Here is a 22,642-nt window from a genome sequence, read left to right as displayed (position 1 = left end):
CGTGGGTGGTGGACAACCAGTCGGCGCGCCGAAGCGCCAGACGAAAAAAGCCCGGGCGAACCGGGCTTTTCTCTAAGTTTCTGAACCGTCGAATCGTTCGAAACGGGAATTTGGTGCCCAGAAGAGGACTCGAACCTCCACTCCTTGCGGAACACGGACCTGAACCGTGCGCGTCTACCAATTCCGCCATCTGGGCTGGTGCGGGCTCATGTAAGCGGGCAAGCGATGTGTGTCAACGCGCTTTTTTCGCGGTTGCTCCGTTCGCCGGCTCAGTCGTCCAGCACTTCCTTGGACGCGACGGTGGAATCGGCGTTGAGCTGGTAGATGACCGGCACGCCGGTGCCGAGTTCCAGCTTTACGATCTCCTCGCCCGACTTGCCGTCGAGCGCCATGATCAGCGCGCGCAGCGAGTTGCCGTGCGCGGCGACCAGCACGGTGCCGCCACGCAGCACATGCGGCTGCAGATCATGCAGGTAATAGGGCCAGACGCGGGCGCCGGTGTCCTTCAGGCTTTCACCGGCGGGCGGCGCCACGTCGTAGGAACGGCGCCAGACATGCACCTGCTCCTCGCCCCATTTCTCGCGGGCGTCGTCCTTGTTGAGGCCGGAGAGATCGCCATAATCGCGCTCGTTCAGTGCCTGGTCGCGGATGGTCTTCAGGTCGCTCTGGCCGACCGCGTCGAGAACGTGCTGGCAGGTCTTTTGCGCCCGGATCAGCGCCGAGGTGAAGGCGATGTCGAATTTCAGGCCGCGCGCCTTGAGCTTCTGGCCGGCGGCCTTGGCCTCGGCGTGGCCCTGCTCGGTCAGGTCGACGTCGCGCCAGCCGGTGAACAGGTTTTTCAAATTCCATTCGCTCTGGCCGTGGCGCACGAGCACGAGGGTTCTCGACATGTTTGCTCCCTTCAGGTTGGGCAAGTTGGCAGATTGGCCGCTCAGCTGAGGCCGAGCACGTCCCGCATCGAATACAGCCCCGGCTTCTTGCCGCGCGCCCAAAGCGCCGCCTTGACGGCGCCGCGGGCGAAGATGGCGCGGTCCTCGGCATGGTGGGCAAGCGTGATGCGCTCGCCGGTGCCTGCCAGCATCACGCTGTGGTCGCCGACCACCGAGCCGCCGCGCAGCGTGGCAAAGCCGATCGAGCCCGTCTTGCGCACGCCGGTGTGGCCGTCGCGGACCCGCACGTCATTGCCGGAAAGCGCGATGCCGCGACCGGCAGCGGCGGCTTCGCCCAGCAGAAGTGCCGTGCCCGACGGGGCATCGACCTTGTGCTTGTGGTGCATTTCGAGGATCTCGATGTCGAAATCGTCGGCGTCGAGCGCGCGCGCCGCTTGTTCGACCAGCACCGCCAGAAGATTGACGCCGAGACTCATATTGCCCGATTTGACGATCGTCGCGTGGCGCGCCGCCGCCGCTATTTTCGCGTTATCGTCGGCTGAACAGCCCGTCGTGCCGATGACATGGACGATGCGCGCCTGCGCCGCGTAGCCGGCGAATTCCACTGATGAGGCCGGGGTGGTGAAATCGAGCACGCCATCGGCCTTGGCGAAGACCGGCAGCGGATCGCCGCTGATCGCCACATCGATGCGGCCAATGCCGGCGAGTTCGCCGGCATCTTTGCCCAGATGGGGTGAATCCGCACGCTCGACCGCGCCGATGACCCGCGCGCCGGGGACAGTGTGGATGGCGCGGATCAGCGTCTGGCCCATGCGGCCGGCAGCGCCCACCACCACCAGGCCCATATCGCCTGCTTCGCTCATGTGCTCCTCACAGCAGTCTTCTTCGCACGCGTGGCCCGGACCGGAGTTTGGATCGGCTCGCGGTCCTCGACAAGCCCCAGTCCCTTCTTGCCCTGGATGCGGTGGAAGCGGGAATAGATGCTGTCCGGGTCGGCCATCAGCGTCGCATGAGTGCCTTCCTCGACCAACCGTCCCTCTTCCAGCACGATGATGTGGTCGGCATTGACCACCGTCGACAGCCGATGCGCTATGACGATGGTCGTGCGGCCTTGCATGACTTGGGTCAGCGCTTCCTGGACGCGCGCCTCCGCCTCGTTGTCGAGCGCCGATGTCGCCTCGTCGAGCAGCAGGATCGGTGCCTGGCGCACGATGGCGCGGGCGATCGAGACGCGCTGGCGCTGGCCGCCGGAAAGGGTCGAGCCGCCTTCGCCGACCGGCGTGTCGTAACCTTGCGGCTGCTGGCGGATGAACTCGTCGGCTGCCGCCTGTTTCGCCGCCTGCTCGATCTCGGCGTCCGTGGCCGACAGACGGCCGTAGCGGATGTTGTCGCGGATCGTGCCCTCGAACAGATAGGGCGCCTGCGCCACATAGGCGATCGACTGCCGCAGCGAATGCTTGGTTACCTTCGAGATGTCCTGGCCATCGACCTCGATGCTGCCCCGGTCGACGTCGTAGAAGCGCTGCAAGAGCGCCACCAGCGTCGATTTGCCGGCGCCCGACGCACCGACGATCGCCGTCACCTTGCCGGCCGCGGCGGTAAAGCTCAGGTCCCTAAGCACCGGCATGTCGGCGCTGTAGCCGAACGTCACATTGTCGAAACGCACCTCGCCGGTGGTGATCCTCGCCTCGACGGCATCGGGTGCGTCGCCCTGTTTCGGCTCCAGGTCGAGCAACTCGTAGATCATGCGCGCGTTGACCAGGGCACGTTCCATGCCCACCTGTGTGCGCGCCAGGCGTCTTGCCGGATCGTAAGCCATGATCAGTGCGGTGATGAAGGAGAAAACCGCGCCCGGCGGCTGCCCAAGATACAGCGCCCGGTAGCCGGAATAGGCAAGCACGGAGGTGATGGCGAGACCGCCCAGAATCTCGGAAATCGGCGACAGCCGCTCCGAGACGCGGGCGATCTTGTTGTTACGCTGCTCGGCCGTGTCCGCCATGATGCCGATGCGGCGCGCCAGCTCGGCCTCCAAGGTGAAGGCCTTGACGATGGCGATGCCTTGCGTGGCTTCCTGCACGGACCCGTTCAGCCGCGAATTGATCAGGACGGATTCCCGGTTGATACGCCGCAGTCGGCGGGTGATATAGACGACGGCCCAGATCAGTGGAGGGCCGATCAGCAGCGAGCTGAGCGACAACACCGGATCCTGATAGATCATCACGCCGACGAGAGCGATCAGCGTGACCGCGTCGCGGCTGATGGAGGTCAGTGTCAGCGACAGCAGATCGCGAACGCCGCCGACATTCTCGCTGACCTGTGCCGCCAGCCGACCGGAACGCGTATCGTTGAAGAAGTTGACGCCGAGCTTCATCAGATGGTCGAAGCTGCGCTTCTGGTAGCGCGCGACCAGATTGTTGCCGATACTGGCCAGCGCGACTGCTTGGCCGTAACCGGCGAAGCCGCGCAGCAGGGAGGCTCCCATGAAACCGGCACAGATCAACCAGAGCATATCGCCGCGTCGTTCGTAGAAGATCTGGTTGATCATCGGGGCCATGATCCACGCCGTGAAGGCGGTGGTGGCGGAAACAATCAGCAGGCAGCCGACGGCAACGACATAGGTCCAGCGATATTCACTACCGTTTTCGGCCAGGATGCGGCGCAGCACCGCAGTGACCTCAGCTGGCTGGACTTTCAGTTTGAGTGGACTTTGAGCGGTCAAATCGCGGGCGCTTCGTGGTTTGCTAGAGCATGATGCCGAAAAGTGTGAAGCGGTTTTCGGACGACATCATGCTNATACTCGTTGCCGTTTTCAGCGAGGATGCGGCGGAGCACCGCTGTGACCTCGCCGGGCCGGGCTTTTTGTTTGTTTGGAGCTTGAAGTGTCAAATCGGGAGCGCTTTGTGGTTTTCCGCCTCGTGGGACCGGGGCTGCAAATTCGGCACCCCTCTTAACGCCCTGCGGCCTGATTGCCTATGCCCGCACCTGATTAACTTCGTCGCGGGGGCGCGAGCGCTTCGCTGGCTTTCAGGCCTGCCAGCGCCGGCCCTCCGTCTGGACACCGAACAGCGAGGGGGTCCTGGCATAGGCGGCAAGGCCCAGAAGTGCGGCCAGCGGGTGGGTGATGACATAGACCGGCATGGTGCGCATCATCGCGCTGTGCGGCGCCTTGTCCTCGAAAGCGGCCCGGAAATTGCCGGCTTTCAGCGCCGGCACGATCTTCTGCGCGATGCCACCGGTGAGGAACACGCCGCCGCGGCTCATGAATACCAGAGCAAGGTCGCCTGCGGTGCGCCCAAGGCAGGTGACGAAGATCTCCAGCGCTTCCTCGGCAACCGGATCGGTTTTCGCAAGTGCCGCGGCAGTGATCTCGGCCGGCGTCGTGAAGGGCGACGCCTTGCCGTCCGCCTTGGCCACCGCCCGGTAGACATTGACCAGACCGCGCCCGCACAGGATCTGCTCGCCCGAAACGCGGCCTTCGAGCTTCTCGATATGCGGAAAAACCTCGAAATCGCGCGGTGTGCGCGGGCCGATGTCCATATGGCCGCCCTCGCCGGGGACCGGTATCCAGTGGTGCAGCGCATGGACCAGCCCGGCGACGCCGAGCCCGGTTCCCGGACCGAGCACGACGCGCCCGGCATTGGGCTCCGGCGTGCCGCCGCCGATCTTTTCCATGTGCTCCTCGCCGAGCGCGACGACGGCCAGCGCCTGCGCCTCGAAATCGTTGAGCACGACGATGTCGCTCAGGCCGAGGCTGGCGAACATTTTCCTCGGCTTGACGATCCAGGGGCAGTTGGTCAGCTCGATCTCGTCGCCGTCGACCGGGCCAGCCACCGCCAGCACCGCCGAATTGGGACGCACCGACGAGCGGTCGAGCACGGCCGCCTGGATCGCCTCGTCGATGGTGTTGTAGTTTGCCGTCTGGACGATGGTCGGCTCGCCAGCCTCGGAATTGGCGTCGAGCACGATCGAAAAGCGCGCATTGGTGCCGCCGATGTCGCCGATCAGGATCGGAAACCGCAGCAAAGTGTCGTCGTCGCCTGTGCGTGGCATGCTCTCGTCCGTCTCCGGCGCCCCCGACGGCATCTGGCCGTTCTTCCGTTGACTAGCGCATGGGTTTGAAAAGGGAAACGGTTTTCGACCCCGGCGGCGCGCTGAGGCCGGCTCTGCGGCCAAACCGCCACGGTTTCGCAAAAATGCGGCGCTGAACCGATTGAGCCTGCCTATAAGCTGTAAGCTATAAGCCGTGATCGTCAGTTTCCAGGCGGCCGCGGTCTCGGCAGCGGCACGCCGATCTCGGGCNAAGCTGTAAGCTATAAGCCGTGATCGTCAGTTTCCAGGCGGCCGCGGTCTCGGCAGCGGCACGCCGATCTCGGGCGTCGCCGTGAAAGCGTTCATCGTGCTTGGCAAGCCGGCGGCGGCCGGGGTGGCGGGCAACGAGGGCGCTTCGGGTTCGGGCGCGGCAGCCGCGACCGGCACGCCGCCGCCATGGTAGGTCGCCGCCTCGGCCGACGAAGGCCCCGGCGCGTCGAGCACGGCGCGGCATTCGCTCGGCAGGTTCGCCATCGTCATCAGGTCGCGCGCCTTGGGCGCATCCGGGTTCTTGTTGGGGCGCCAGGGCTCCTGCGTGAACCACCAGGCCAGCGGCTTGCCGCAACCGTCATCGTCCGGCGTCGCTTCCTGCGCCTTGCAGCCGGGCGATCCGGGCTGACAGCCGATGCGCATGTGGAAATGATAGTCGTGGCCCCAGAACGGCCTGACCTTGCGCAGCCAGAAGCGGTCGCCCTTGACGGTGTCGCAGAGCTTTTTCTTGATGCCCGGATTGACCAGGATGCGCTCGACCTGGCTGTAGCTCGCCGCCCGCTTCAAAAGCTTTGTGTGCGCTGGCGTCCACAGCGCGTCCTTCACCAGATGGGTCTTCTCATCGACCATCAAGGTGGCGCTCATCGATTCGCGCTGCGCCATCGACAGCGGGCGGTTGGGCATCGGCGTCAGCCAGATGTCGGCGTCGAGCCCGATCTGGTGCGAGGCATGTCCTGTCAGCATCGGGCCGCCGCGCGGCTGCGAAATGTCGCCGATCAGCAGGCCTGGCCAACCATCGGCCGCTGCGTCGCGCGACAATTTCTCGACTACCGCGATCATCGCCGGATGGCCCCAGCGGCGGTTGCGCGACGGCCGCATCACCTGCCAGGTCGGACCGTCCAAGGGAATGGCGACGCCGCCGGCAAAACAGCCCTTGGAATAGAATCCGATCGACTGCGCCGCGGTCGCGGCCGGCAGTTTCTTGGCGCCGAACAGGTCTTTTGCCCGCTCCTCGGCGCTCGCCGGCTGAACGGCTAACCCAAGCACGGCAAGCAGGCCGAGCGCAGCGGCCAACAGGGGCGTTTTGCCGAAAGATGGCCTCATCGCTGTCTTCATGAACCCGGTTCTCCACCGCAATCCCAAGGCCGAATCATAGCACGCCGCGCCCGCGGCTTCGATCGTCAGCGCTTCATCGGGCTGCGCGCTTCGCCGTCACGCCAATCGCCGCTTGCCCACATATGATCGAAGGCGGCGCGGTAGTCGCGAAAGCGCAGGGAATAGCCCGCCGCCTTGATCGCCGCGTTGGCGACACGCTTGTTCTCGCCATAGAAGGACCGCGCCATGGGCGAAAGTTGGGCGGCGTCGAAGGGAATCTCGGGCGGCGGCTCTATGCCCATCAGCGAAGCGGCATAGGCGACGACATCCTGTGGCGGCGCCGGCAGATCGTCGGTGACGTTGAAGATGCCGCCTGTGTTTCCTTCGATGAGCTGCCACAGGGAGCCTGCAATGTCCTCGCAATGGATGCGGTTGAACACCTGGTCTGGCTTGACCAGCCGCCTTGCGGTGCCGTTTTCCAGATTGACCAGCGCGTTGCGGCCGGGGCCGTAGATGCCGGACAGGCGCAGGATCGCCCCCGGTCGGCCGATCTCGCGGCCCAGCTCCAGCCAGTCCTGTTCGGCGGCAACTCGCATCACCGAGCGCTTCGACACCGGCCGGCATTCAGCCGTTTCATCAACCCAGGCGCCGTCATAATTGCCATAAACCCCGACCGTAGAGAGATAGCCGATCCATTCCAGCAAAGGCATTTGAGCGATTGCCGCGCGCGCGGCATTCAAAACGGGATCGCCGGCCTCTTCCGGGGCAATCGAAATCAGCAGATGCGTTGTTTTTCCCAATGCATCACCGATTTCGCCGGTCATCGCTCCGTCGAACAGGAACGGCGCGATACCGGCCTGCCGTAGCGTCTCGAATTTTTCCGGCGAGCGTGTCGTGCCGAAGATCATCGCGGCGCCTTTGTTGGCCCGAGCAAAAGCCCTGCCGGAATAGCCGGCGCCGAAGATGAAGATGTGCTTTTCACTCATGCCTTCGCCCTGGTTGGCCGTGCCAGACGCCATTCGTCGCGCACGGCTTCGTCGCTCTCGGTGTTCAGGCCGGCAGCGGCCCGTTCGGAATATTCGGCGTCCGGCACCAGCCGCGCCAGCGCCCATATTGCCGCGCCCCGCACCAGCGGCGACGGATCGCTGAGCAGCGAACGCACTGCGCCAGACAGCGACGCATCGCCGGAATTGCCGGCGGCGATCAGCACGTTGCGGATGAACCGGTCGCGGCCGATGCGTTTTATCGGCGAACCGGAGAAGAAAGCGCGGAAGGCCGCGTCATCGAGACCCAAAAGGTCGGCGAGCGGCGGCTCGCGCAAATCATCGCGCGCCACGAGTTTTGCTTCGGAAGCCGCCCTGGCGAATTTGTTCCACGGGCAGGCGGCAAGACAATCGTCGCAGCCATAGATGCGGTTGCCGATCTTTTCACGGAACTCATGCGGGATCGGCCCCTTGTTCTCGATGGTGAGATAGGAAATGCAGCGCCGCGCATCGAGCCGGTAGGGCGCCGGAAAAGCATCGGTCGGGCACGCGTCGAGGCAGGCACGGCAGGAGCCGCAATGATCGATCTCGGCGCGGTCGGGCACGAGTTCGGCGGTGGTGAAGATGGTGCCGAGGAACAGCCAGGAGCCGTGTTCGCGGCTGACCAGATTGGTGTGCTTGCCTTGCCAGCCAAGCCCGGCGGCCTCGGCCAGCGGCTTTTCCATCACCGGCGCTGTGTCGACGAAGACCTTCACGTCGCCGCCGGCGCGCGCCACGAGCTTGCCGGCGATTTCCTTCAGCCGACCCTTCATCACCTCGTGATAGTCGCGGTTCTGCGCATAGACCGAGATCGCACCACGATCACGCTTGGCCAGCATGCCACGCGGATCATGATCGGGCCCGTAGTTCATCGCCAGCACGATGATCGAGCGCACCTGCGGCCACAGCACCGTCGGTTCGCCACGGCGTTGAAGCGTCTCGGCGATCCAGCCCATCGAGCCGTGAAAGCCATCGGCGACGAATTCGGCCAGCCGCGCCGGCGCCAGCGGGATCGCATCGGGGGTGGTGACGGCGACGGCATCGAAGCCGGCGCGACGCGCCTCCGCGTCGATCAGCGCGCGCAGTTTTGCGGCGTCAGAAGTCGAGGTCCGCATAATGCGACACCGGCGACAGGCCGCGCACGCGGTCGGTCAAAAGCGGCCGGAAGGAGGGGCGCGACTTCACCCGCGTGTACCATTCACGCGCAGCAGGGTGCTCGCGCCAGTCGATCTCGCCGAGATAATCGAGCACCGACAGCGTTGCCGCGGCCGCGAGATCGGCATAGGTGACCCTCGAGCCGGCCAGCCAGTGGCGGGTGCCGGCCAGCCAGTTGGTGTATTTCATGTGCTGGCGGATGTTGGCGCGGGCGGCACGGATCGCGCCCGAATCGGGCGAACCGCCGCCCGCGGTTTCCGGCATCACCGGCTTCAGCACGCGCTCGCGCACCAGATGGCGTGTGACTTCGCTTTCAGCCTTGTTGAGGTACCAGTCGATCAGCCGGCGGATTTCGGCGCGCTGCATCGGGTCTTCGGCGAACAGCCGCTTGTCGCGCTTCAGCACGCCGCGCGTTTCATCGAGATATTCCGATATGACCGTCGCGCCGACGATCGGCACGTCGCCTTCGGCCAGCAGGATCGGCAGTGTGCCTGCCGGGTTCAGCGCCAGGAACTCCTTGCGCCGGGTCCACGGCTTTTCCTCGATCAGAGCCAACTCCTCGCCATACTCGCCGAAAGCGAGGCGGACGAAGCGACAGGTGGCGAACATGGGATGGTGGAAAAGCGTCAGCATGGTTCCGCGATAATAAAGCGCACTGGCGAATCGCAGGGCGCACCGGTAAGTCTTGGCCGCCCGGTTAGCGGGCCGTCAGGGTGTTGCGACCTATAGGGGGACTTCAACGCCATGACAAGCAAGCCCTTCTGTCAGCCGTCACGCCAATGCCGAGGTAGCCATGGAAAGCCAGACCATCGTCGAAGCCCTGCTGCTCGGCCTGCTGGAGGGGCTGACCGAGTTCATCCCGGTGTCGTCGACCGGCCATATTCTGCTTGCCGGTCATTTCCTCGGCTTCCATTCGACCGGCAAGGCCTTCGAGATCCTGATCCAGCTCGGCGCCATCCTGGCGATCCTCAGCGTCTATTTCCGCCGGCTGTGGAAGATGCTGCTCGACCTGCCGCATGACCGGCTGACGCGGCATTTCGCCATCGGCATCCTGATCGCCTTCCTGCCGGCGGCGATCATCGGCGCGCTAGCGCATGATTTCATCAAGACGGTGCTGTTCGAATCGCCGAGGCTGATCTGCATCATGCTGATCATCGGCGGCGTCGTGCTGCTGGCGGTGGACCGCATGAACCTCAAGCCGGTCTACCGCGATGTCGAGCGCTTCCCGACCCGGCTTTACCTGCAGATCGGGCTTTTCCAGTGCCTGTCGCTCATTCCCGGCACATCGCGTTCGGGCTCGACCATCGTCGGCGCCCTGCTTTTGGGCGTCGATAAGCGCGCGGCTGCGGAATTTTCCTTCTTCCTTGCGATCCCGACCATGGTCGGCGCCTTCGCCTTCGACCTGTTCAAGAACCGCAACGTGCTGAGCAGTGCCGACCTGCCGATCATCGCCGTCGGCTTCGTCGCCGCCTTCGTCACGGCGCTGATTGTCGTGCGCTTCCTGCTCGACTACGTCTCGCGCAAAGGCTACGCGCTGTTCGGCTGGTGGCGGCTAGTGGTCGGCGGTGTCGGGTTGGTGGCGCTGATGATCTGGGGATGAGGAGTGATCCGCGAAGCGGACCCTACGCTTCGTCATCCACGGGCGGAGCAAGGAGCGTAGCGACGCAGCGCAGACCCGAGGATCCATGCCGTGACGTCGATCGGAGGGTTCGGCGATCGAGAATAGCCATCGCCAAGCTCGCCAAATCCGGCGAAAAGTCTCCCAATTCCTGCACCGTAGAGGCGCTTAGAGGTCGCGGCATGGATCCTCGGGTCTCCGCGACGGAGCTTCGCTCCTGCTCCGCCCGTGGATGACGAATGAAGGAGGGCTGCCCCCTCTAACTCCTTCCGTAAAACGCGTTCTCGACATGCACCGGCCAGCGCCAGGGCAGGACCGCGACCATGTCGAAGCGCATCGACAATCTGCCGTAGTCCGCTTGGCGTGACAGCCAGATGTCAGCCGCGCCTTCTATGCGACGCTCCGATTCGTGACCGATCGCCTCCATGGCTTCCATCAGCGTGCGGCGCGCCTTGACCTCGACGAACAGCACCAGATCGCCGCGCCGCGCGATCAGGTCGATCTCGCCGAAGCGTGTGCGGTGGCGGCGCGCAAGAATCCTGTAGCCCTTCATCATCAGGGCTGCCGCCGCCAGCCATTCGCCGCGATGACCGCGTCGATAGGCTTTCAGGCGGCTGGAGCTCGGGCGCTCAGCCACTGTCGCTTTCTCCAGAAATCTCCCTGAGCTCTAGCAGCCGCCGATAGAGCGCCTGTTTCTGGCCGCCGGTCATTTTCGCGGCTTCCGCAGCCGCCTTGGAAGCCGGCATCTCGGCGGCGAGCGACAGCAGCAGGCGGTCGATATCGGCGGGCTCGTCCGCCTTGGCCTCGGCCGGGCCGACGCAGACGACGATCTCGCCCTTCGGCGTATCGGCCGCAGCATAGTGGTCGGCCAGCGCCTGCAGCGTGCCGGTTCGCATCTCCTCGAAGGTCTTGGTCAATTCCCTGCCGATAGCAGCCTTTCGCTCGCCGCCCAGCGCTTCGGCCATGGCACCGAGGGATTCGGCCAGCCGACGCGGCGATTCGAAGAAGATCAGCGTCGCCGGCACGGCTTTCAGTGCCTCCAGCCGCGTCAACCGCTGCCCGGTCTTCACCGGCAAAAATCCGGCGAACATGAAGGCATCGGAGGGCAGGCCGGATGCGGTCAACGCCGCAAGCGGCGCCGACGGGCCGGGGATCGGCACGACGCGAATGCCGTGGTCGAGCGCCTCGCCGACCAGCCGGTAGCCGGGATCGGATACCAGCGGCGTGCCGGCATCGGAGATCAGCGCCACGCTCTGCCCGGCCTGAAGTGCCGATATCAGCTTCGGCCCGGCCTCGCCGGCATTGTGTTCATGATAGGCCGTGGTGCGGCGGCGAATGCCGTAGCGCTCGAGCAGCACGCGCGACACCCGCGTGTCTTCGCAGGCGACGATGTCGGCCGCGGCCAGCGTCTCCAGCGCGCGCAGCGTGATGTCGGCGAGATTGCCGATCGGCGTCGCCACCAGATAGAGCGCCGGCTCCAATGGCCGTGCCGCGATCTCGGTCTGCCCGACCACATAGCTGCGCTTGCTCGTCTCTGCGGTCACCGATGACTTCTCCATTCAGCCCTGTTTGGCACGGCTGACGCGGGCTTGCAAAAGCTGACGCCGATGTAAGGAATTCGCCTTTCCTTTGCCACAGTGGGGAACCAAACCGGCGTTGGCAGATTAGCCCCCTGATTCCGGAGGAGGACAGGATGGACAGCCTGAAGATACAGGACGCTTTCGAGCCTTACTATGCCGGCCGCAAGCGCGGTGCCGCGCCCACGGCCAAGCGCCCGCCTGCCAAGACCGAGAACAGCCTGACCAAAGAGCGGACCGCGAGCACCTCGCCGACGAAGGGCAGGCATTCCGACAGCAACAAACCAGACAGCACGACGGAGCACTGACCGGACGATGCCCAATCGCTTCGACATCTTCATCACCCGTCTTGAAACAAAGAATGCCCGCAACGGCGCGCAACTAGCCTCGATAGGCGACCAGCACCGCGCCCGCCGCGATAAGGGCGACGCCAAGCCAATTCGCTCCGGACAACCGCTCGCCGAGAAAGGCCGCGCCAAACACCGCCACAAGCACGACGCTTAGCTTGTCGATCGGCGCCACCTGCGCCGCATTGCCGATCTTGAGCGCCCGAAAATAGCAGAGCCATGAGGCGCCGGTCGCCAGACCGGACAGGCCGAGGAAAGCCCAGGTCTTTCCCGAGATTGTAGCCGGCGACTGGAACTGGCCGCTGGCGAGCAGGATGGCACCGAGCACGATCAGGATGATGACCGTGCGGATGAAGGTGGCGAAATCGGAATTGATGTTCTCGATGCCGACTTTGGCGAAGACCGCCGTCAGGGCCGCGAATGCAGCCGAGAGGAGGGCCCAGAATTGCCAGGAGGATACGGTCAGGTTCATGCCGATGGCCTTTGCGGATGGCGTCTCAACCGAGATACCGTGAAACGCGTGCCTTCAGAAGGCTAATCAACTCAAGATCCATGAATTCATACTCGTCAGGTATATCGAGGCAGATAACACGGGCCTTCCTCAGGCTGGCCTTGAATTTCTTCTGCAGTTTGGTGCGGTGCGCCTTTTCCATGACGAAGATGAGGTCGGCCCACGCCACCAGATAATGCGTCAGCGGCGTGTCGGCATCGTGGTTGGTCCCCGCCGAGGCCACCTCGATATCCCGGCGCGTTGAAAACACCTGTTCGGCGGTCGGGCTGCGCAAGCGGTTCTGGCTGCATACGAAGAGGACGTTCTTCAAGGGTTAGCGCGCCAGGTCCGCCACTACGGCGTCGAGCACGATCATACCGGCCGGCGTGGCGCGCAGGCGCGAATTGCCGATCGGCGCTACCAGCCCCTCTCCCTGCAGCATCGACAGTCGCGCGCTCGACAGGCCGCGTCCGGAGAACGCTTCGTAGCGGGAGAGGTCGATGCCTTCGGCGAGCCGCAGGCCCATCAGCAGGAATTCGTCGGCCTCTTCCGAACGCGTCAGGATTTCGCCGCCGGTGACGCCATGGCCCTTGGCCTCGACCAGATTGGCCCAGGTTTCCGGCATCCGCTCGGCGATCGTCACCGTGCGGCGACCATTCTCGACGAAGCGGCCATGCGCGCCCGGCCCGACGCCGACATATTCGCCATAGCGCCAATAGGTGAGGTTGTGCCGGCTCTCGGCGCCCGGCCTTGCGTGGTTGGAGATCTCGTAAGCCGGCAAACCATGCGCCGATGTAATCTCCTGCGTCAGCGCATAGAGGTCGGCGGCGTGGTCATTGTCGGGAATGATGAATTTCTTTGCCGCGTGCAGGGCGTGGAAGGGCGTACCTTCCTCAATGGTCAGCTGGTAAAGCGACAGATGGTCGGCGGCATGGCCGATCGCCTGTTCCAGCTCCGATGCCCAAGCCTCCGGCGTCTGGCCGGGGCGGGCATAGATGAGGTCGAAGGACAGCCTTGGGAATATTTCCCGCGCGAGGCCGATGGCGTGCAGCGCTTCCTCGACATTGTGCAGCCGCCCGAGGAAGCGCAAATCCTTGTCATCCAGCGCCTGCACGCCGAGCGACACGCGGTTGACGCCGGCTGCCCGGTAGCCGCGAAAGCGTTCGGCCTCGACCGAGGACGGATTGGCCTCCAGCGTCACCTCGATGCCATCAGGCACAGTCCAGTTCTTCGCCACGGCGTCCAGAACCCTGGCCACGGTTTCCGGCTTCATCAGCGACGGCGTGCCGCCGCCGAGAAAGATGCTGGTCACCTCGCGCGGCCCGGTGCGTTCGCGCATCGTTGCCAATTCGGCCTCGAAGGCGGCGGCAAAGCGCTCCTGGTCGACTGGCTGGTGGCGGACATGGCTGTTGAAGTCGCAATAGGGGCATTTGGCCGCGCAGAACGGCCAGTGGACATAGACGCCGAAGCCGGGCGTCCGGTCGAGCAGCATGCTCATGGCGAGCCCAATCTCGCTTTGGCGAACTTCTGGAAGGCGCGAGCGCGATGCGAAAGCGCCGTCGGCTGGCCGGGCTTCCAGCCGTGCTTTTCCTCGGCGCTCATTTCGCCGAAGGTCTTTTCGAAGCCGTCGGGGAGGAAGACCGGGTCGTAACCGAAGCCGAGTTCGCCGCGAGGCGGCCAGACCAGCGTGCCTTCGGCCTCGCCGCGATAATATTCGGCCTCGCCATCGGGAAACGCCAGGCAGATGACGGCGACGAAGCGTCCCTTGCGCTGTTGCGGCAAGGCCGCGCCGACTTCCTGCAACGCCACTTCGGTGCGCTGCATGGCCATGCCGAAATCACGCGAGCCATCCGGGGTCTCGGCCCAGTTGGCGGTGTAGACGCCGGGCGCACCGTCGAGCGCGTCGACGCACAGGCCGGAATCGTCCGACAGCGCCGGCAGGCCGGTCGCCTTGGCGGCGGCGAGCGCCTTGATGTAGGCGTTCTCCTCGAAGGTGGTGCCGGTCTCGTCAGGCTCCGGCAGGCCATACTCCTTGGCCGACTTGGCTTCGAAGCCGAACGGCCCCATCAGGTCGGCGAATTCGCGCAGCTTGCCGTCATTATGGCTAGCGACGACGATCTTCTTTCCGTCGAGAGAATGCATCAAAGGCCCCAGATTCGTGGCTCGGCGAATTCGATCGAATTGCCCGAGGGGTCGCGTATATAGATCGAACGGCCGCCCTGCGGCCATTCGAATTCGCTCTCGATAGCGATGTGCTTCGCCTCGAGATGCGCTTTCCAGCGCACGATTTCGTCGGCGGCCGCCGCAAAGCAGAGATGGCCTTCCCCGACCGTGCCGTGCGGCGGCACCGGCAGCCTGGCGTCGGACGCCGGCGGGATTTTGGTCGCCTCGGCGTTGAAGACGAGCAGCACGCCGGGGCCGCAGCGGAAGAAGAGATGCCGGCCGGCCACCTTGCCGAGGAGGGGGAGGCCGAGGATGTCGGTGTAGAAGGTTTCCGCTGCGGTCAGGTCGCTGACGTAGAGAGCTGATTCAAGGATGGCAGAGGGCATCACGAGGCACCCCCCTCTGCCCTGCCGGGCATCTCCCCCGCAAGGGGGGAGATTGGCTGTGGCCTCGCCGGCATTTCTCGCGCAACGTTGACTATTGGCGAAGGCCAAGACAGCATCTGATCTCCCCCCTTGCGGGGGAGATGGCCGGCAGGCCAGAGGGGGGTGTCTTGGCTCGGCATTCGAAACCTCAGGCCACTGCCATCTGCTGCAAACTCACCAACCGCTGAATGCCTTTCTTGGCCAGGCCCATCAAGTCCGCGAACTGCTCCTCGGAGAAAGGCTCGCCCTCGGCGGTGCCCTGGATCTCGACGATGCCACCCTTGCCGGTCATGACGAAATTGGCGTCGGTGCCGGCCGCGGAATCCTCAATGTAATCGAGGTCGATGACCGGCTGGCCGTCATGGATGCCGCAGGAGATCGCAGCGACATGGTCCTTCAGCACCTTGGCGACACTGGCCATCTGGCGCGCTTCCATCCAGCGCAGGCAGTCATACAGCGCCACCCAGCCGCCGGTGATCGATGCGGTGCGGGTGCCGCCATCGGCCTGGATGACGTCGCAGTCGACGGTGATCTGCTGCTCGCCCAGCGCCTGCAGATCGACCACGGCGCGCAGGGAGCGGCCGATCAGCCGCTGGATTTCCAGCGTGCGGCCGCCCTGCTTGCCGGCCGAAGCCTCGCGGCGCATGCGCTCGCCGGTCGAGCGCGGCAGCATGCCGTATTCGGCCGTCACCCAGCCCTTGCCGGAATTGCGCATCCAGCCAGGCACTTTTTCCTCAAGGCTGGCCGTGCACAGGACATGCGTGTCGCCGAACTTCACCAGGCACGAGCCTTCGGCATGCTTGGAGACGCCGCGCTCGAAGGAGATGGCACGCATTTCGTCGAATTGGCGTTTGGAAGGGCGCATTCAGGCTGCTTTCTTGTCATTTTTCGGAATCTTGGCCGGCTTGTAACCGCATGGGACGCGTGGCGCAAAGGAAAATGGCCTGACGATCTGACGCAGACACCGGGTGATCTCACACAGACACCGGGTGATCTCACAAAGACACCGGGTTGCGCGGGTGCAGTGTAAGTCTATATCGTTGGGCCGGAGGTTTTTGGCCGTATGACCAAGGCAGTCGATCCCGCTTCGCAGTCGCCCGCGCTTCAGTCGCTCGATATGCGTTCCCGCGACATCTTCCGGCGCATTGTCGATTCCTACCTCAGGGACGGTGAACCGGTGGGCTCGCGCAGCCTGTCGCGTATCCTGCCGTCCTCGCTGTCGCCGGCGACCATCCGCAACGTGATGAGCGATCTCGAGCATCTCGGCCTGATCTACGCGCCGCACATCTCGGCCGGCCGGTTGCCGACGCAGGCCGGCCTGCGTTTCTTTGTCGATGCCTTCATGGAGCTTGGCGACCTTTCCGACGAGGAGCGCCGCGCCATCGAGGCACAGGTTCGGGCGTCCGGCTCGGGCGCGACGCTGGAGCACATGCTGACCGAGGCCAGCCAGATGCTGTCGGGCATGTCGCGCGGCGCCGGCCTGGTTCTGGCCGCCAAGAACGAGGTGGCGCTGAAGCACATCGAATTCATCCAGCTCGAACCGACCAAGGCGCTGGCGGTGCTGGTGTCGCAGAATGGCGACGTCGAGAACCGCGTCGTCGAGCTGCCTGCCGGCATCACCGTCTCGCAACTGCACGAGGCCTCAAATTTCCTCAACGCCCATATACGCGGCCGAACGCTTGCCGAGGCGCGGATCGAGATCGCCCGCATCAAGGAAGAGACCAGGGCCGCGCTCGACACGCTGTCGCAGGACCTGGTCGAGAAGGGGCTGGCGGTGTGGGCCGGCGCCGACAGTGGCCTGCCGGCACGGCTCATCGTGCGCGGGCGCGCCAATCTGCTCGAAAACGTCACCGCCCAGGCCGACATCGAACTGCTGCGCCATTTGTTCGAGGACATGGAGACGCAGGACGGGCTTATCCAGTTGCTTGACCTCGCCGAGCAGGGCTCGGGCGTGCGCATCTTCATCGGCTCGGAAAACAAGCTGTTTTCGCTGTCGGGCTCGTCGCTGGTTGTCGCGCCCTATCGCGACAAGGATGCCCGCGTCGTCGGCGCGCTCGGCGTCATCGGCCCGACCCGGCTGAACTACGCGCGCATCGTCCCAATGGTCGACTATACGGCGCAGCTGATTTCCCGCATGCTGCGCTGAGCTGATCCAACCGAGGAGACGACGATGGCGCTCGAAGAATTCAAGGCCCGGATCAGCCTGCTGCTGGAGGAGATGGTCAACCAGCCGGAGGACCAGCACGAGATCCAGGAGCAGTTGCGTGAAAAACTGCAGGAAATGCGCGCCATGGGATTGCCGCTGCCGGCTGACCTCGTCGAGTTGGAAAAACGCCTCGACGACGATTTTTACGCCGCCGGGACCTGAGCCGGGAAACCGGAAGCTTCCTCCACCTCATCGTGTGCCGTGGAACGATCGACGAGACCGCTCGTTCCTGTTCTCACGCCCAAACATTGGAGGACCGAATGATGCGTTTTGCCGGCCCCGCAATTTCCGCCGCACTGTTTCTCTCGACCGCTTCATTCGCCCAGCAGGCGGACGATCCGGTGCTCAAAGGCGCGGCCGCATTCGGCGACTGGCGAGCGGACAAGCCGGGCACACGCCGCCTGATCAGACCGGACGATCTGCCTAAGCCCTATGCCACCCGGTCGACCTCGAACAGCGCCGGCGTTGCGGACATGCCGGCAGACGCGAAGCTGCAACTGCCGCCGGGGTTCTCGGCCGAGCTGGTTGCATCGGGCATCGACAATCCACGCGTCGTGCGCGTCGCGCCGAATGGCGACCTGTTCGTCGCCGACAGCGAGGCCAACCAAGTCCGCATCTACCGTCTGGCCGAAGGCAGTGCGAAGCCTGCGCAGGACGGCATCTTTGCCGGCAATCTCAACCAGCCCTATGGTATTGCCTTCTATCCGCCAGGCGCTGACCCGCAATGGGTCTATGTCGCCAATAGCGACAGCATCGTGCGTTTTGCCTACCGCAATGGCGACCTGAAGGCCTCCGGCGATCCAGAAACCATCGTCGACAACATCCCGGCCAATCACCACTGGACCCGCGACATCGCTTTTTCGCCGGACGGCAAGACGCTTTATCTGTCGGTCGGCTCGGGATCGAATGTCGCCGAGGACATGGGCCAGGAGCCGAAGGGCGGACTCGACGCCTGGGCGGCGTCGCAGGCGCTCGGCGCGCCATGGGGATCCGAAGATGGCCGCGCCGATGTGCTGGCCTTCGATCCCGATGGCAAGAGCGGCCGCATCGTTGCCACCGGCCTGCGCAACTGCTCGGGCATGACCGTGCAGCCGGCGACCGGCGCGCTGTGGTGCGTCGTCAACGAACGCGATGCGCTTGGCGACAATGTGCCGCCCGAATACGCGACCGTGGTCAAGGAGGGCGCCTTCTATGGCTGGCCCTGGTACTACATCGGCGACAATGAGGATCCGCGCCACAAGGGTGCGCGCCCCGATCTTGCCGGCAAAACGACCGTTCCCGATGTGCTGATGCAGGCGCATTCGGCGCCGCTCAACATTGCCTTCTACGAGGGGAAGAGCTTTCCGGCTGAATACAAGGGCGATGCTTTCGTCGCTCTGCACGGGTCATGGAACCGCGGCAACCGGACCGGCTACAAGGTGGTGCGGTTGCTGTTCAAGGACGGCAAGCCAACCGGCGAATATGAGGATTTCATCACCGGCTTCGTCGTCTCAAACGGCGAGGTGTGGGGGCGGCCGGTCGGCGTGGCGGTGGCCCTGGATGGCGCGCTGATCGTCACCGAGGACGGCAACGGCACCATCTGGCGTGTCACCCATGGCGACGGTCGTTCCTGAGCGCAACTCGCACAGGCGTGGTGCAATCGAATCCGAGTTTCAGGGAATTCACGCCCGCCGGGCTTTGTGCGATAGGATGCCGTGATAGCAGCGTCGCGCAAGGCCGCAACCATGACCCTCACCGGATTCCTCGCCTACAGCGCCGCTCTCGGCATCGCCGCCGCGATTCCTGGTCCCGGCATCACCGCGCTGGTCGCCCGTGCGCTCGGCTCCGGCTTCCGCTCGTCGCTGGCGATGTCCTTTGGCCTGATGGTTGGCGACATCACCTATCTGACCGCCGTGGTGCTCGGCCTCGCCATCGTTGCACAGAGTTTCGGCATGGTTTTCCTGGCAATCAAATGGCTCGGCGTCGCCTATCTCGCCTTCCTCGGCTGGCGCTTCTGGAACAGCGGCATCACGCCCGAGACCGTCGAGGCCAGAAAAGGCAAAAGCGGGTTGCTGTCGAGCTTCGTCGCTGGCCTGACCGTTACCCTCGGCAATCCCAAGACGATGATCTTCTATCTCGCCATCACGCCGACCATCGTCGACCTGAAAACCATCACGCTGGCCGACTACGGCATTCTCGTCGCGCTGACGATCCTCGTGCTTCTGGTGGTGCTGGTGCCGTATCTGGCGCTGGCCGCCAAGGCGCGCTGGTTCCTGAAGTCGCCGCGCGCGCTCAAGGCGCTGAACCGTACGGCTGCCGGCTTCATGGTCGGTGCCGCTGCAGCGATTGCCGCCCGCCAATAGCGGGCTTTCGGCCAAAGCATTTCGCAAACAGGCCTTTGCGGGAAATGCTTTTCCGAGACGGCACTGTTTTAGACACAGGTCTCACTCGGATATTTTCAATCGACAGTCTATCTTGCGCGGTCGAAGGTCCTATGTTGCCCGCAAATCCACTTGCCTGAAATTCTGGGAGCGAAACCAATGAACAAGCCCACCACATCAGCCCGCGTGCCCGGCCGCGGCCGCGTCTACGATTCCATCACCGACACGATCGGCGATACGCCTCTGGTGCGGCTCGACAAGTTCGCTCGGGAAAAGGGCATCGTCGCCAATCTCATCGCCAAGCTCGAATTCTTCAACCCGATCGCCTCGGTCAAGGACCGCATCGGCGTAGCGATGATCGAGGCGCTGGAGGCGTCGGGCAAAATCTCTCCCGGCAAGACCACGCTGATCGAACCGACGTCGGGCAACACCGGCATCGCGCTTGCCTTCGCCGCTGCCGCCAAGGGCTACAAGCTGATCCTGACGATGCCCGAAACGATGTCGATCGAGCGCCGGAAAATGCTGGCGCTGCTCGGCGCGGAGCTGGTGCTGACAGAAGGCCCGAAAGGTATGAAGGGCGCCATCGCCAAGGCCGACGAACTGGCAGCGACGATCCCCAACGCGATCATTCCGCAGCAGTTCGAGAATCCGGCCAATCCGGAAATCCATCGCACGACGACGGCCGAGGAAATCTGGAACGATACGCATGGCGAGATCGATATCTTCGTCGCTGGCATCGGCACCGGCGGCACCATCACCGGCGTCGGCCAGGTGCTGAAGAAACGCAAGCCCTCCGTGCATGTCGTTGCTGTCGAGCCGGACTCCTCGCCGGTGCTGTCGGGCGGTCAGCCCGGCCCGCACAAGATCCAGGGCATCGGCGCCGGTTTTGCGCCCAAAATCCTCGACACGTCGGTCTATGACGAGATCGTCAAGGTGTCGAACGAGGATTCGGTCGCCAATGCCCGCCTCGTCGCCCGCCTCGAAGGCGTGCCGGTCGGCATCTCGTCGGGCGCCGCCCTGCAGGCGGCCATTGTCGTCGGCTCGCGGCCGGAGAACAAGGGCAAAAATCTTGTGGTGGTCATCCCGTCCTTCGCCGAGCGTTACCTGTCGACCATCCTGTTCGAGGGGCTGGGATCGTAATCCGACGCTTCTTCGTGGCCAAGCTGGCCCGCTGAAAAAATGCCCCTGGCCGCCATCGGCGGCTTGAGCGCGACACCGCTTCCGGTTCATATCGCCCCCGGCCTGCTTTGCGCGGGCGGGGGCAGGATTTCATGTACAAGCTTTACACCCGTCCTGGCAGCGGCGGCTTCGTGGTCGAGGCGGCGCTGGCGCTGGCCAATGCACCGTTCGAGCAGATCGACGTGCCGAAGACCGACCGGCCCGATCCCGCCTTCCTCGACATCAGTCCGTTGAACCAGGTGCCGGTGCTGACCTTGCCAAACGGAAGCTCGATGACCGAATCGGCGGCGATCTGCATCCTGCTTGCCGAGCGTCATCCCAATGCCAATTTGGCGCCGGCAGTAGACTCGCCTGCCCGCGCCGATTTCCTGCGCTGGATGGCATTCATGTCGTCGGTGCTCTATCCGGCGGTGCTGCGTTTCTACTACGCATACCGCTACACGGCCGATCCCGAAGGCACCAAGGCGGTCAAGCTGGCGGCCGTGGCCGAGATGGACCGCGGCTTTGCCGTTCTCGATGCCGCGCTCGAGGGCCGGGACTGGCTGGTCGGTGACGGGATGTCGCTGGCCGACATCTATCTGGTCATGCTGGTCGCCTGGCATCCCGACATCGACAGCGCGCGGACGGCATGGCCGAACATTGAACGCCTGTGGGCGCGGCTGCGCGACCATCCGCTGATGAAGACGCTCAACACCTCGCACGAGATGTGGCCGGGCTGAAGCTCAATTTCTGAGCACCGCTCTTTTACCTTGCAGGAACCGGCGCACCGCCGGGTCGCGCTCAAGGCCGATCGCCCGGTCATAGGCTTCGCAGGCTTGCGGTACCTGACCAAGCCTGGCCAGGAGACCGGCGCGTGCGGCCCAATAGGGCTGATACTCGTCAAGCCGCTTGTCGTCGCCCAGCACGTAAAGGGCCGCCAGGCCGGCCACGGCGCCCTCGGCCTCGGCGATCGCCACCGCGCGGTTTATCGCCACCACCGGCGATCCTGCGATCGAAAGCAGCGCGTCGTAGAGTTCCTGGATCGCCACCCAATCGGTGCGGCCGGTGAGCCTTCGTGCCGCATGCGCGGACTGCACGGCCGCCTCAAGCTGGTAACGGCCGATGACGCCCTTGGACGCGGCGTGGGAAAGCAGCGCCTCCGCCTCATCGATGAGGGCGCGGTCCCATAGAAGGCAATCCTGTTCCGCCAGCGGCACGAAGTCGCCGGCGGCACTGCGCCGTGCCGCGCGGCGGGACTCAGCAAACAGCATCAGCGACAAGAGGCCCAGTGCCTCCGGCTCCTCCGGCAACAGCGAAGCCACCAGCCGGCCGAGCCAGATGCCTTCGGTCGCCAGGTTGCGGCGCCGCGTTTCGGTGCCGGCCGGATCGGACCAGCCTTCGGCGAAGGCGGCATAGATCGCCTCCAGCACCGCGTCCAGCCTTTCGCCGAGTTCGACCCGCTCCGGCACGCGGAACGGAATGCCGGTTTCACGGATGCGGGACTTGGCCCGCACCAGGCGCTGGCCCATGGTTGCGGGCGAGACCAGGAAGGCGGAGGCGATCGTCGCGGCGTCGAACCCTAGTACGGTCTGCAGGATGAGCGGCGAACGTACGCTCGATTCGATCGCCGGATGGGCGCAAGCGAACATCAGCCGCAGCCGATCGTCGGGCAGATCTTCCTCGGTCATGCGCGCCTCCGCCTCCTCCGCAATCAGCTTGAGATGCTCGCGGCCGGCCTCGCTGGTGAGCCGCCGCCGCACCGCATCGACACGGCGCCGCCGCGCCACCGCCAGCAGCCAGGCTTCCGGCTTTTCCGGCACGCCGGTTCGCGGCCAGC

General features: G+C 64.8%; 25 protein-coding genes and 1 tRNA gene. 8 read left to right on the top strand and 18 right to left on the bottom strand.

Annotated elements, in window-relative coordinates:
• Window positions 1–111: 111 nt before the first annotated feature.
• The 9 genes from X735_RS137025 to X735_RS137065 all read right to left on the bottom strand — a co-directional run bounded on the left by X735_RS137025 (window position 112) and on the right by X735_RS137065 (window position 9,094).
• Window positions 112–196: transfer RNA gene (locus X735_RS137025), tRNA-Leu, on the bottom strand.
• A 73-nt stretch (window positions 197–269) separates the two neighbouring features.
• Entirely contained in the window at window positions 270–890 is a 621-nt protein-coding gene (locus tag X735_RS137030; RefSeq protein ID WP_023814174.1) for a 2,3-bisphosphoglycerate-dependent phosphoglycerate mutase, read from the bottom strand.
• A gap of 41 nt (window positions 891–931) precedes the next feature.
• The gene (dapB, locus tag X735_RS137035) at window positions 932–1,753 is read right to left on the bottom strand and encodes a 4-hydroxy-tetrahydrodipicolinate reductase (protein WP_023814173.1); all 822 of its coding nucleotides are present in this window, start codon (window positions 1,751–1,753) and stop codon (window positions 932–934) included.
• On the bottom strand, window positions 1,750–3,609 hold the full coding sequence (locus X735_RS137040; RefSeq protein ID WP_023814172.1) for an ABC transporter ATP-binding protein: 1,860 nt from the start codon (window positions 3,607–3,609) through the stop codon (window positions 1,750–1,752). Before X735_RS137040 ends, dapB begins: the two co-directional genes overlap by 4 nt.
• Window positions 3,610–3,914: 305 nt before the next feature.
• On the bottom strand, window positions 3,915–4,940 hold the full coding sequence (locus tag X735_RS137045) for a glucokinase (RefSeq protein WP_023814171.1): 1,026 nt from the start codon (window positions 4,938–4,940) through the stop codon (window positions 3,915–3,917).
• 276 nt (window positions 4,941–5,216) lie between these two features.
• Window positions 5,217–6,305 carry a penicillin-insensitive murein endopeptidase gene (gene mepA / locus X735_RS137050; protein ID WP_023814170.1) on the bottom strand — a complete coding sequence of 363 codons (1,089 nt, stop codon included), beginning with the start codon at window positions 6,303–6,305 and terminating at the stop codon, window positions 5,217–5,219.
• A gap of 65 nt (window positions 6,306–6,370) precedes the next feature.
• A complete protein-coding gene (locus X735_RS137055) occupies window positions 6,371–7,270 on the bottom strand; it encodes an SDR family oxidoreductase (RefSeq protein WP_023814169.1) in 900 nt (299 codons plus the stop codon).
• Window positions 7,267–8,421, bottom strand: coding sequence for a tRNA epoxyqueuosine(34) reductase QueG (queG, locus tag X735_RS137060; protein ID WP_023814168.1), 1,155 nt, complete (start codon window positions 8,419–8,421; stop codon window positions 7,267–7,269). The genes X735_RS137055 and queG overlap by 4 nt, the downstream gene beginning before the upstream one ends.
• Window positions 8,402–9,094 (bottom strand): glutathione S-transferase family protein, encoded by a 693-nt coding sequence (locus tag X735_RS137065; RefSeq protein WP_023814167.1) that lies wholly within the window; start codon window positions 9,092–9,094, stop codon window positions 8,402–8,404. The genes queG and X735_RS137065 overlap by 20 nt, the downstream gene beginning before the upstream one ends.
• A 160-nt stretch (window positions 9,095–9,254) precedes the next feature.
• Between X735_RS137065 and X735_RS137070 the strand changes: the two genes are divergently transcribed.
• Window positions 9,255–10,061 carry an undecaprenyl-diphosphate phosphatase gene (locus X735_RS137070; RefSeq protein ID WP_023814166.1) on the top strand — a complete coding sequence of 269 codons (807 nt, stop codon included), beginning with the start codon at window positions 9,255–9,257 and terminating at the stop codon, window positions 10,059–10,061.
• 277 nt (window positions 10,062–10,338) lie between these two features.
• On the opposite strand, the gene X735_RS137075 is transcribed toward X735_RS137070, so the two are convergent.
• Window positions 10,339–10,716, bottom strand: coding sequence for a YraN family protein (locus X735_RS137075; protein ID WP_023814165.1), 378 nt, complete (start codon window positions 10,714–10,716; stop codon window positions 10,339–10,341).
• Entirely contained in the window at window positions 10,709–11,638 is a 930-nt protein-coding gene (gene rsmI, locus X735_RS137080; protein WP_031213910.1) for a 16S rRNA (cytidine(1402)-2'-O)-methyltransferase, read from the bottom strand. Before rsmI ends, X735_RS137075 begins: the two co-directional genes overlap by 8 nt.
• Window positions 11,639–11,772: 134 nt before the next feature.
• Here rsmI and X735_RS137085 point away from each other — a divergent pair, with 134 nt between their 5' ends.
• Window positions 11,773–11,964, top strand: a complete 192-nt coding sequence (locus X735_RS137085) for a hypothetical protein (protein ID WP_023814163.1) — start codon at window positions 11,773–11,775, stop codon at window positions 11,962–11,964.
• A gap of 73 nt (window positions 11,965–12,037) precedes the next feature.
• Here the strand turns inward: X735_RS137085 and X735_RS137090 are convergent, their stop codons facing one another.
• The 6 genes from X735_RS137090 to rph all read right to left on the bottom strand — a co-directional run bounded on the left by X735_RS137090 (window position 12,038) and on the right by rph (window position 15,946).
• On the bottom strand, window positions 12,038–12,475 hold the full coding sequence (locus X735_RS137090; RefSeq protein ID WP_023814162.1) for an EamA family transporter: 438 nt from the start codon (window positions 12,473–12,475) through the stop codon (window positions 12,038–12,040).
• Between the two features lie 25 nt (window positions 12,476–12,500).
• The gene (locus X735_RS137095) at window positions 12,501–12,824 is read right to left on the bottom strand and encodes a low molecular weight protein tyrosine phosphatase family protein (protein ID WP_023814161.1); all 324 of its coding nucleotides are present in this window, start codon (window positions 12,822–12,824) and stop codon (window positions 12,501–12,503) included.
• A gap of 3 nt (window positions 12,825–12,827) precedes the next feature.
• The gene (hemW, locus tag X735_RS137100) at window positions 12,828–13,991 is read right to left on the bottom strand and encodes a radical SAM family heme chaperone HemW (RefSeq protein ID WP_023814160.1); all 1,164 of its coding nucleotides are present in this window, start codon (window positions 13,989–13,991) and stop codon (window positions 12,828–12,830) included.
• Window positions 13,988–14,635, bottom strand: coding sequence for an RdgB/HAM1 family non-canonical purine NTP pyrophosphatase (gene rdgB, locus X735_RS137105; protein ID WP_023814159.1), 648 nt, complete (start codon window positions 14,633–14,635; stop codon window positions 13,988–13,990). Before rdgB ends, hemW begins: the two co-directional genes overlap by 4 nt.
• Window positions 14,635–15,045, bottom strand: coding sequence for a VOC family protein (locus X735_RS137110; RefSeq protein WP_023814158.1), 411 nt, complete (start codon window positions 15,043–15,045; stop codon window positions 14,635–14,637). Before X735_RS137110 ends, rdgB begins: the two co-directional genes overlap by 1 nt.
• A 184-nt stretch (window positions 15,046–15,229) precedes the next feature.
• On the bottom strand, window positions 15,230–15,946 hold the full coding sequence (gene rph, locus X735_RS137115) for a ribonuclease PH (protein ID WP_013528632.1): 717 nt from the start codon (window positions 15,944–15,946) through the stop codon (window positions 15,230–15,232).
• A 198-nt stretch (window positions 15,947–16,144) separates the two neighbouring features.
• Between rph and hrcA the strand changes: the two genes are divergently transcribed.
• The 6 genes from hrcA to X735_RS137145 all read left to right on the top strand — a co-directional run bounded on the left by hrcA (window position 16,145) and on the right by X735_RS137145 (window position 21,545).
• Window positions 16,145–17,227 carry a heat-inducible transcriptional repressor HrcA gene (gene hrcA / locus X735_RS137120; protein WP_023814157.1) on the top strand — a complete coding sequence of 361 codons (1,083 nt, stop codon included), beginning with the start codon at window positions 16,145–16,147 and terminating at the stop codon, window positions 17,225–17,227.
• Between the two features lie 24 nt (window positions 17,228–17,251).
• On the top strand, window positions 17,252–17,449 hold the full coding sequence (locus X735_RS137125; RefSeq protein ID WP_023814156.1) for a hypothetical protein: 198 nt from the start codon (window positions 17,252–17,254) through the stop codon (window positions 17,447–17,449).
• Between the two features lie 98 nt (window positions 17,450–17,547).
• Window positions 17,548–18,900: a sorbosone dehydrogenase family protein gene (locus tag X735_RS137130; RefSeq protein ID WP_023814155.1), complete on the top strand. Its 1,353-nt coding sequence runs from the start codon at window positions 17,548–17,550 to the stop codon at window positions 18,898–18,900.
• 111 nt (window positions 18,901–19,011) lie between these two features.
• Window positions 19,012–19,629 carry a LysE family translocator gene (locus X735_RS137135; RefSeq protein WP_023814154.1) on the top strand — a complete coding sequence of 206 codons (618 nt, stop codon included), beginning with the start codon at window positions 19,012–19,014 and terminating at the stop codon, window positions 19,627–19,629.
• A gap of 177 nt (window positions 19,630–19,806) precedes the next feature.
• Window positions 19,807–20,787, top strand: coding sequence for a cysteine synthase A (gene cysK / locus X735_RS137140; RefSeq protein ID WP_023814153.1), 981 nt, complete (start codon window positions 19,807–19,809; stop codon window positions 20,785–20,787).
• Window positions 20,788–20,918: 131 nt separating this feature from the next.
• Window positions 20,919–21,545 (top strand): glutathione S-transferase family protein, encoded by a 627-nt coding sequence (locus X735_RS137145; protein WP_023814152.1) that lies wholly within the window; start codon window positions 20,919–20,921, stop codon window positions 21,543–21,545.
• Between the two features lie 3 nt (window positions 21,546–21,548).
• Here X735_RS137145 and X735_RS137150 read toward each other — a convergent pair.
• Window positions 21,549–22,642, bottom strand: a 1,094-nt coding sequence (locus tag X735_RS137150) for an RNA polymerase sigma factor (protein ID WP_023814151.1), incomplete at its 5' end; no start/stop codon positions are given.

Origin of the sequence: Mesorhizobium sp. L2C084A000 (assembly GCF_000502875.1) — a bacterium.
Lineage (GTDB): Bacteria > Pseudomonadota > Alphaproteobacteria > Rhizobiales > Rhizobiaceae > Mesorhizobium.
The sequence above is the reverse complement of the archived record's forward strand: the minus strand, read 5'-3'. Positions and strand labels throughout refer to the sequence as shown.

Bases quoted from the DNA above. Each gene is read 5' to 3' on its own strand.
- X735_RS137030 (WP_023814174.1), bottom strand. From the start codon at position 890: ATGTCGAGAACCCTCGTGCTCGTGCGCCACGGCCAGAGCGAATGGAAT.
- dapB (WP_023814173.1), bottom strand. From the start codon at position 1,753: ATGAGCGAAGCAGGCGATATGGGCCTGGTGGTGGTGGGCGCTGCCGGC.
- X735_RS137045 (WP_023814171.1), bottom strand. From the start codon at position 4,940: ATGCCACGCACAGGCGACGACGACACTTTGCTGCGGTTTCCGATCCTG.
- mepA (WP_023814170.1), bottom strand. From the start codon at position 6,305: ATGAAGACAGCGATGAGGCCATCTTTCGGCAAAACGCCCCTGTTGGCC.
- X735_RS137055 (WP_023814169.1), bottom strand. From the start codon at position 7,270: ATGAGTGAAAAGCACATCTTCATCTTCGGCGCCGGCTATTCCGGCAGG.
- queG (WP_023814168.1), bottom strand. From the start codon at position 8,421: ATGCGGACCTCGACTTCTGACGCCGCAAAACTGCGCGCGCTGATCGAC.
- X735_RS137065 (WP_023814167.1), bottom strand. From the start codon at position 9,094: ATGCTGACGCTTTTCCACCATCCCATGTTCGCCACCTGTCGCTTCGTC.
- X735_RS137070 (WP_023814166.1), top strand. From the start codon at position 9,255: ATGGAAAGCCAGACCATCGTCGAAGCCCTGCTGCTCGGCCTGCTGGAG.
- rsmI (WP_031213910.1), bottom strand. From the start codon at position 11,638: ATGGAGAAGTCATCGGTGACCGCAGAGACGAGCAAGCGCAGCTATGTG.
- X735_RS137085 (WP_023814163.1), top strand. From the start codon at position 11,773: ATGGACAGCCTGAAGATACAGGACGCTTTCGAGCCTTACTATGCCGGC.
- X735_RS137090 (WP_023814162.1), bottom strand. From the start codon at position 12,475: ATGAACCTGACCGTATCCTCCTGGCAATTCTGGGCCCTCCTCTCGGCT.
- hemW (WP_023814160.1), bottom strand. From the start codon at position 13,991: ATGAGCATGCTGCTCGACCGGACGCCCGGCTTCGGCGTCTATGTCCAC.
- rdgB (WP_023814159.1), bottom strand. From the start codon at position 14,635: ATGCATTCTCTCGACGGAAAGAAGATCGTCGTCGCTAGCCATAATGAC.
- rph (WP_013528632.1), bottom strand. From the start codon at position 15,946: ATGCGCCCTTCCAAACGCCAATTCGACGAAATGCGTGCCATCTCCTTC.
- hrcA (WP_023814157.1), top strand. From the start codon at position 16,145: ATGACCAAGGCAGTCGATCCCGCTTCGCAGTCGCCCGCGCTTCAGTCG.
- X735_RS137125 (WP_023814156.1), top strand. From the start codon at position 17,252: ATGGCGCTCGAAGAATTCAAGGCCCGGATCAGCCTGCTGCTGGAGGAG.
- X735_RS137130 (WP_023814155.1), top strand. From the start codon at position 17,548: ATGATGCGTTTTGCCGGCCCCGCAATTTCCGCCGCACTGTTTCTCTCG.
- X735_RS137135 (WP_023814154.1), top strand. From the start codon at position 19,012: ATGACCCTCACCGGATTCCTCGCCTACAGCGCCGCTCTCGGCATCGCC.
- cysK (WP_023814153.1), top strand. From the start codon at position 19,807: ATGAACAAGCCCACCACATCAGCCCGCGTGCCCGGCCGCGGCCGCGTC.
- X735_RS137145 (WP_023814152.1), top strand. From the start codon at position 20,919: ATGTACAAGCTTTACACCCGTCCTGGCAGCGGCGGCTTCGTGGTCGAG.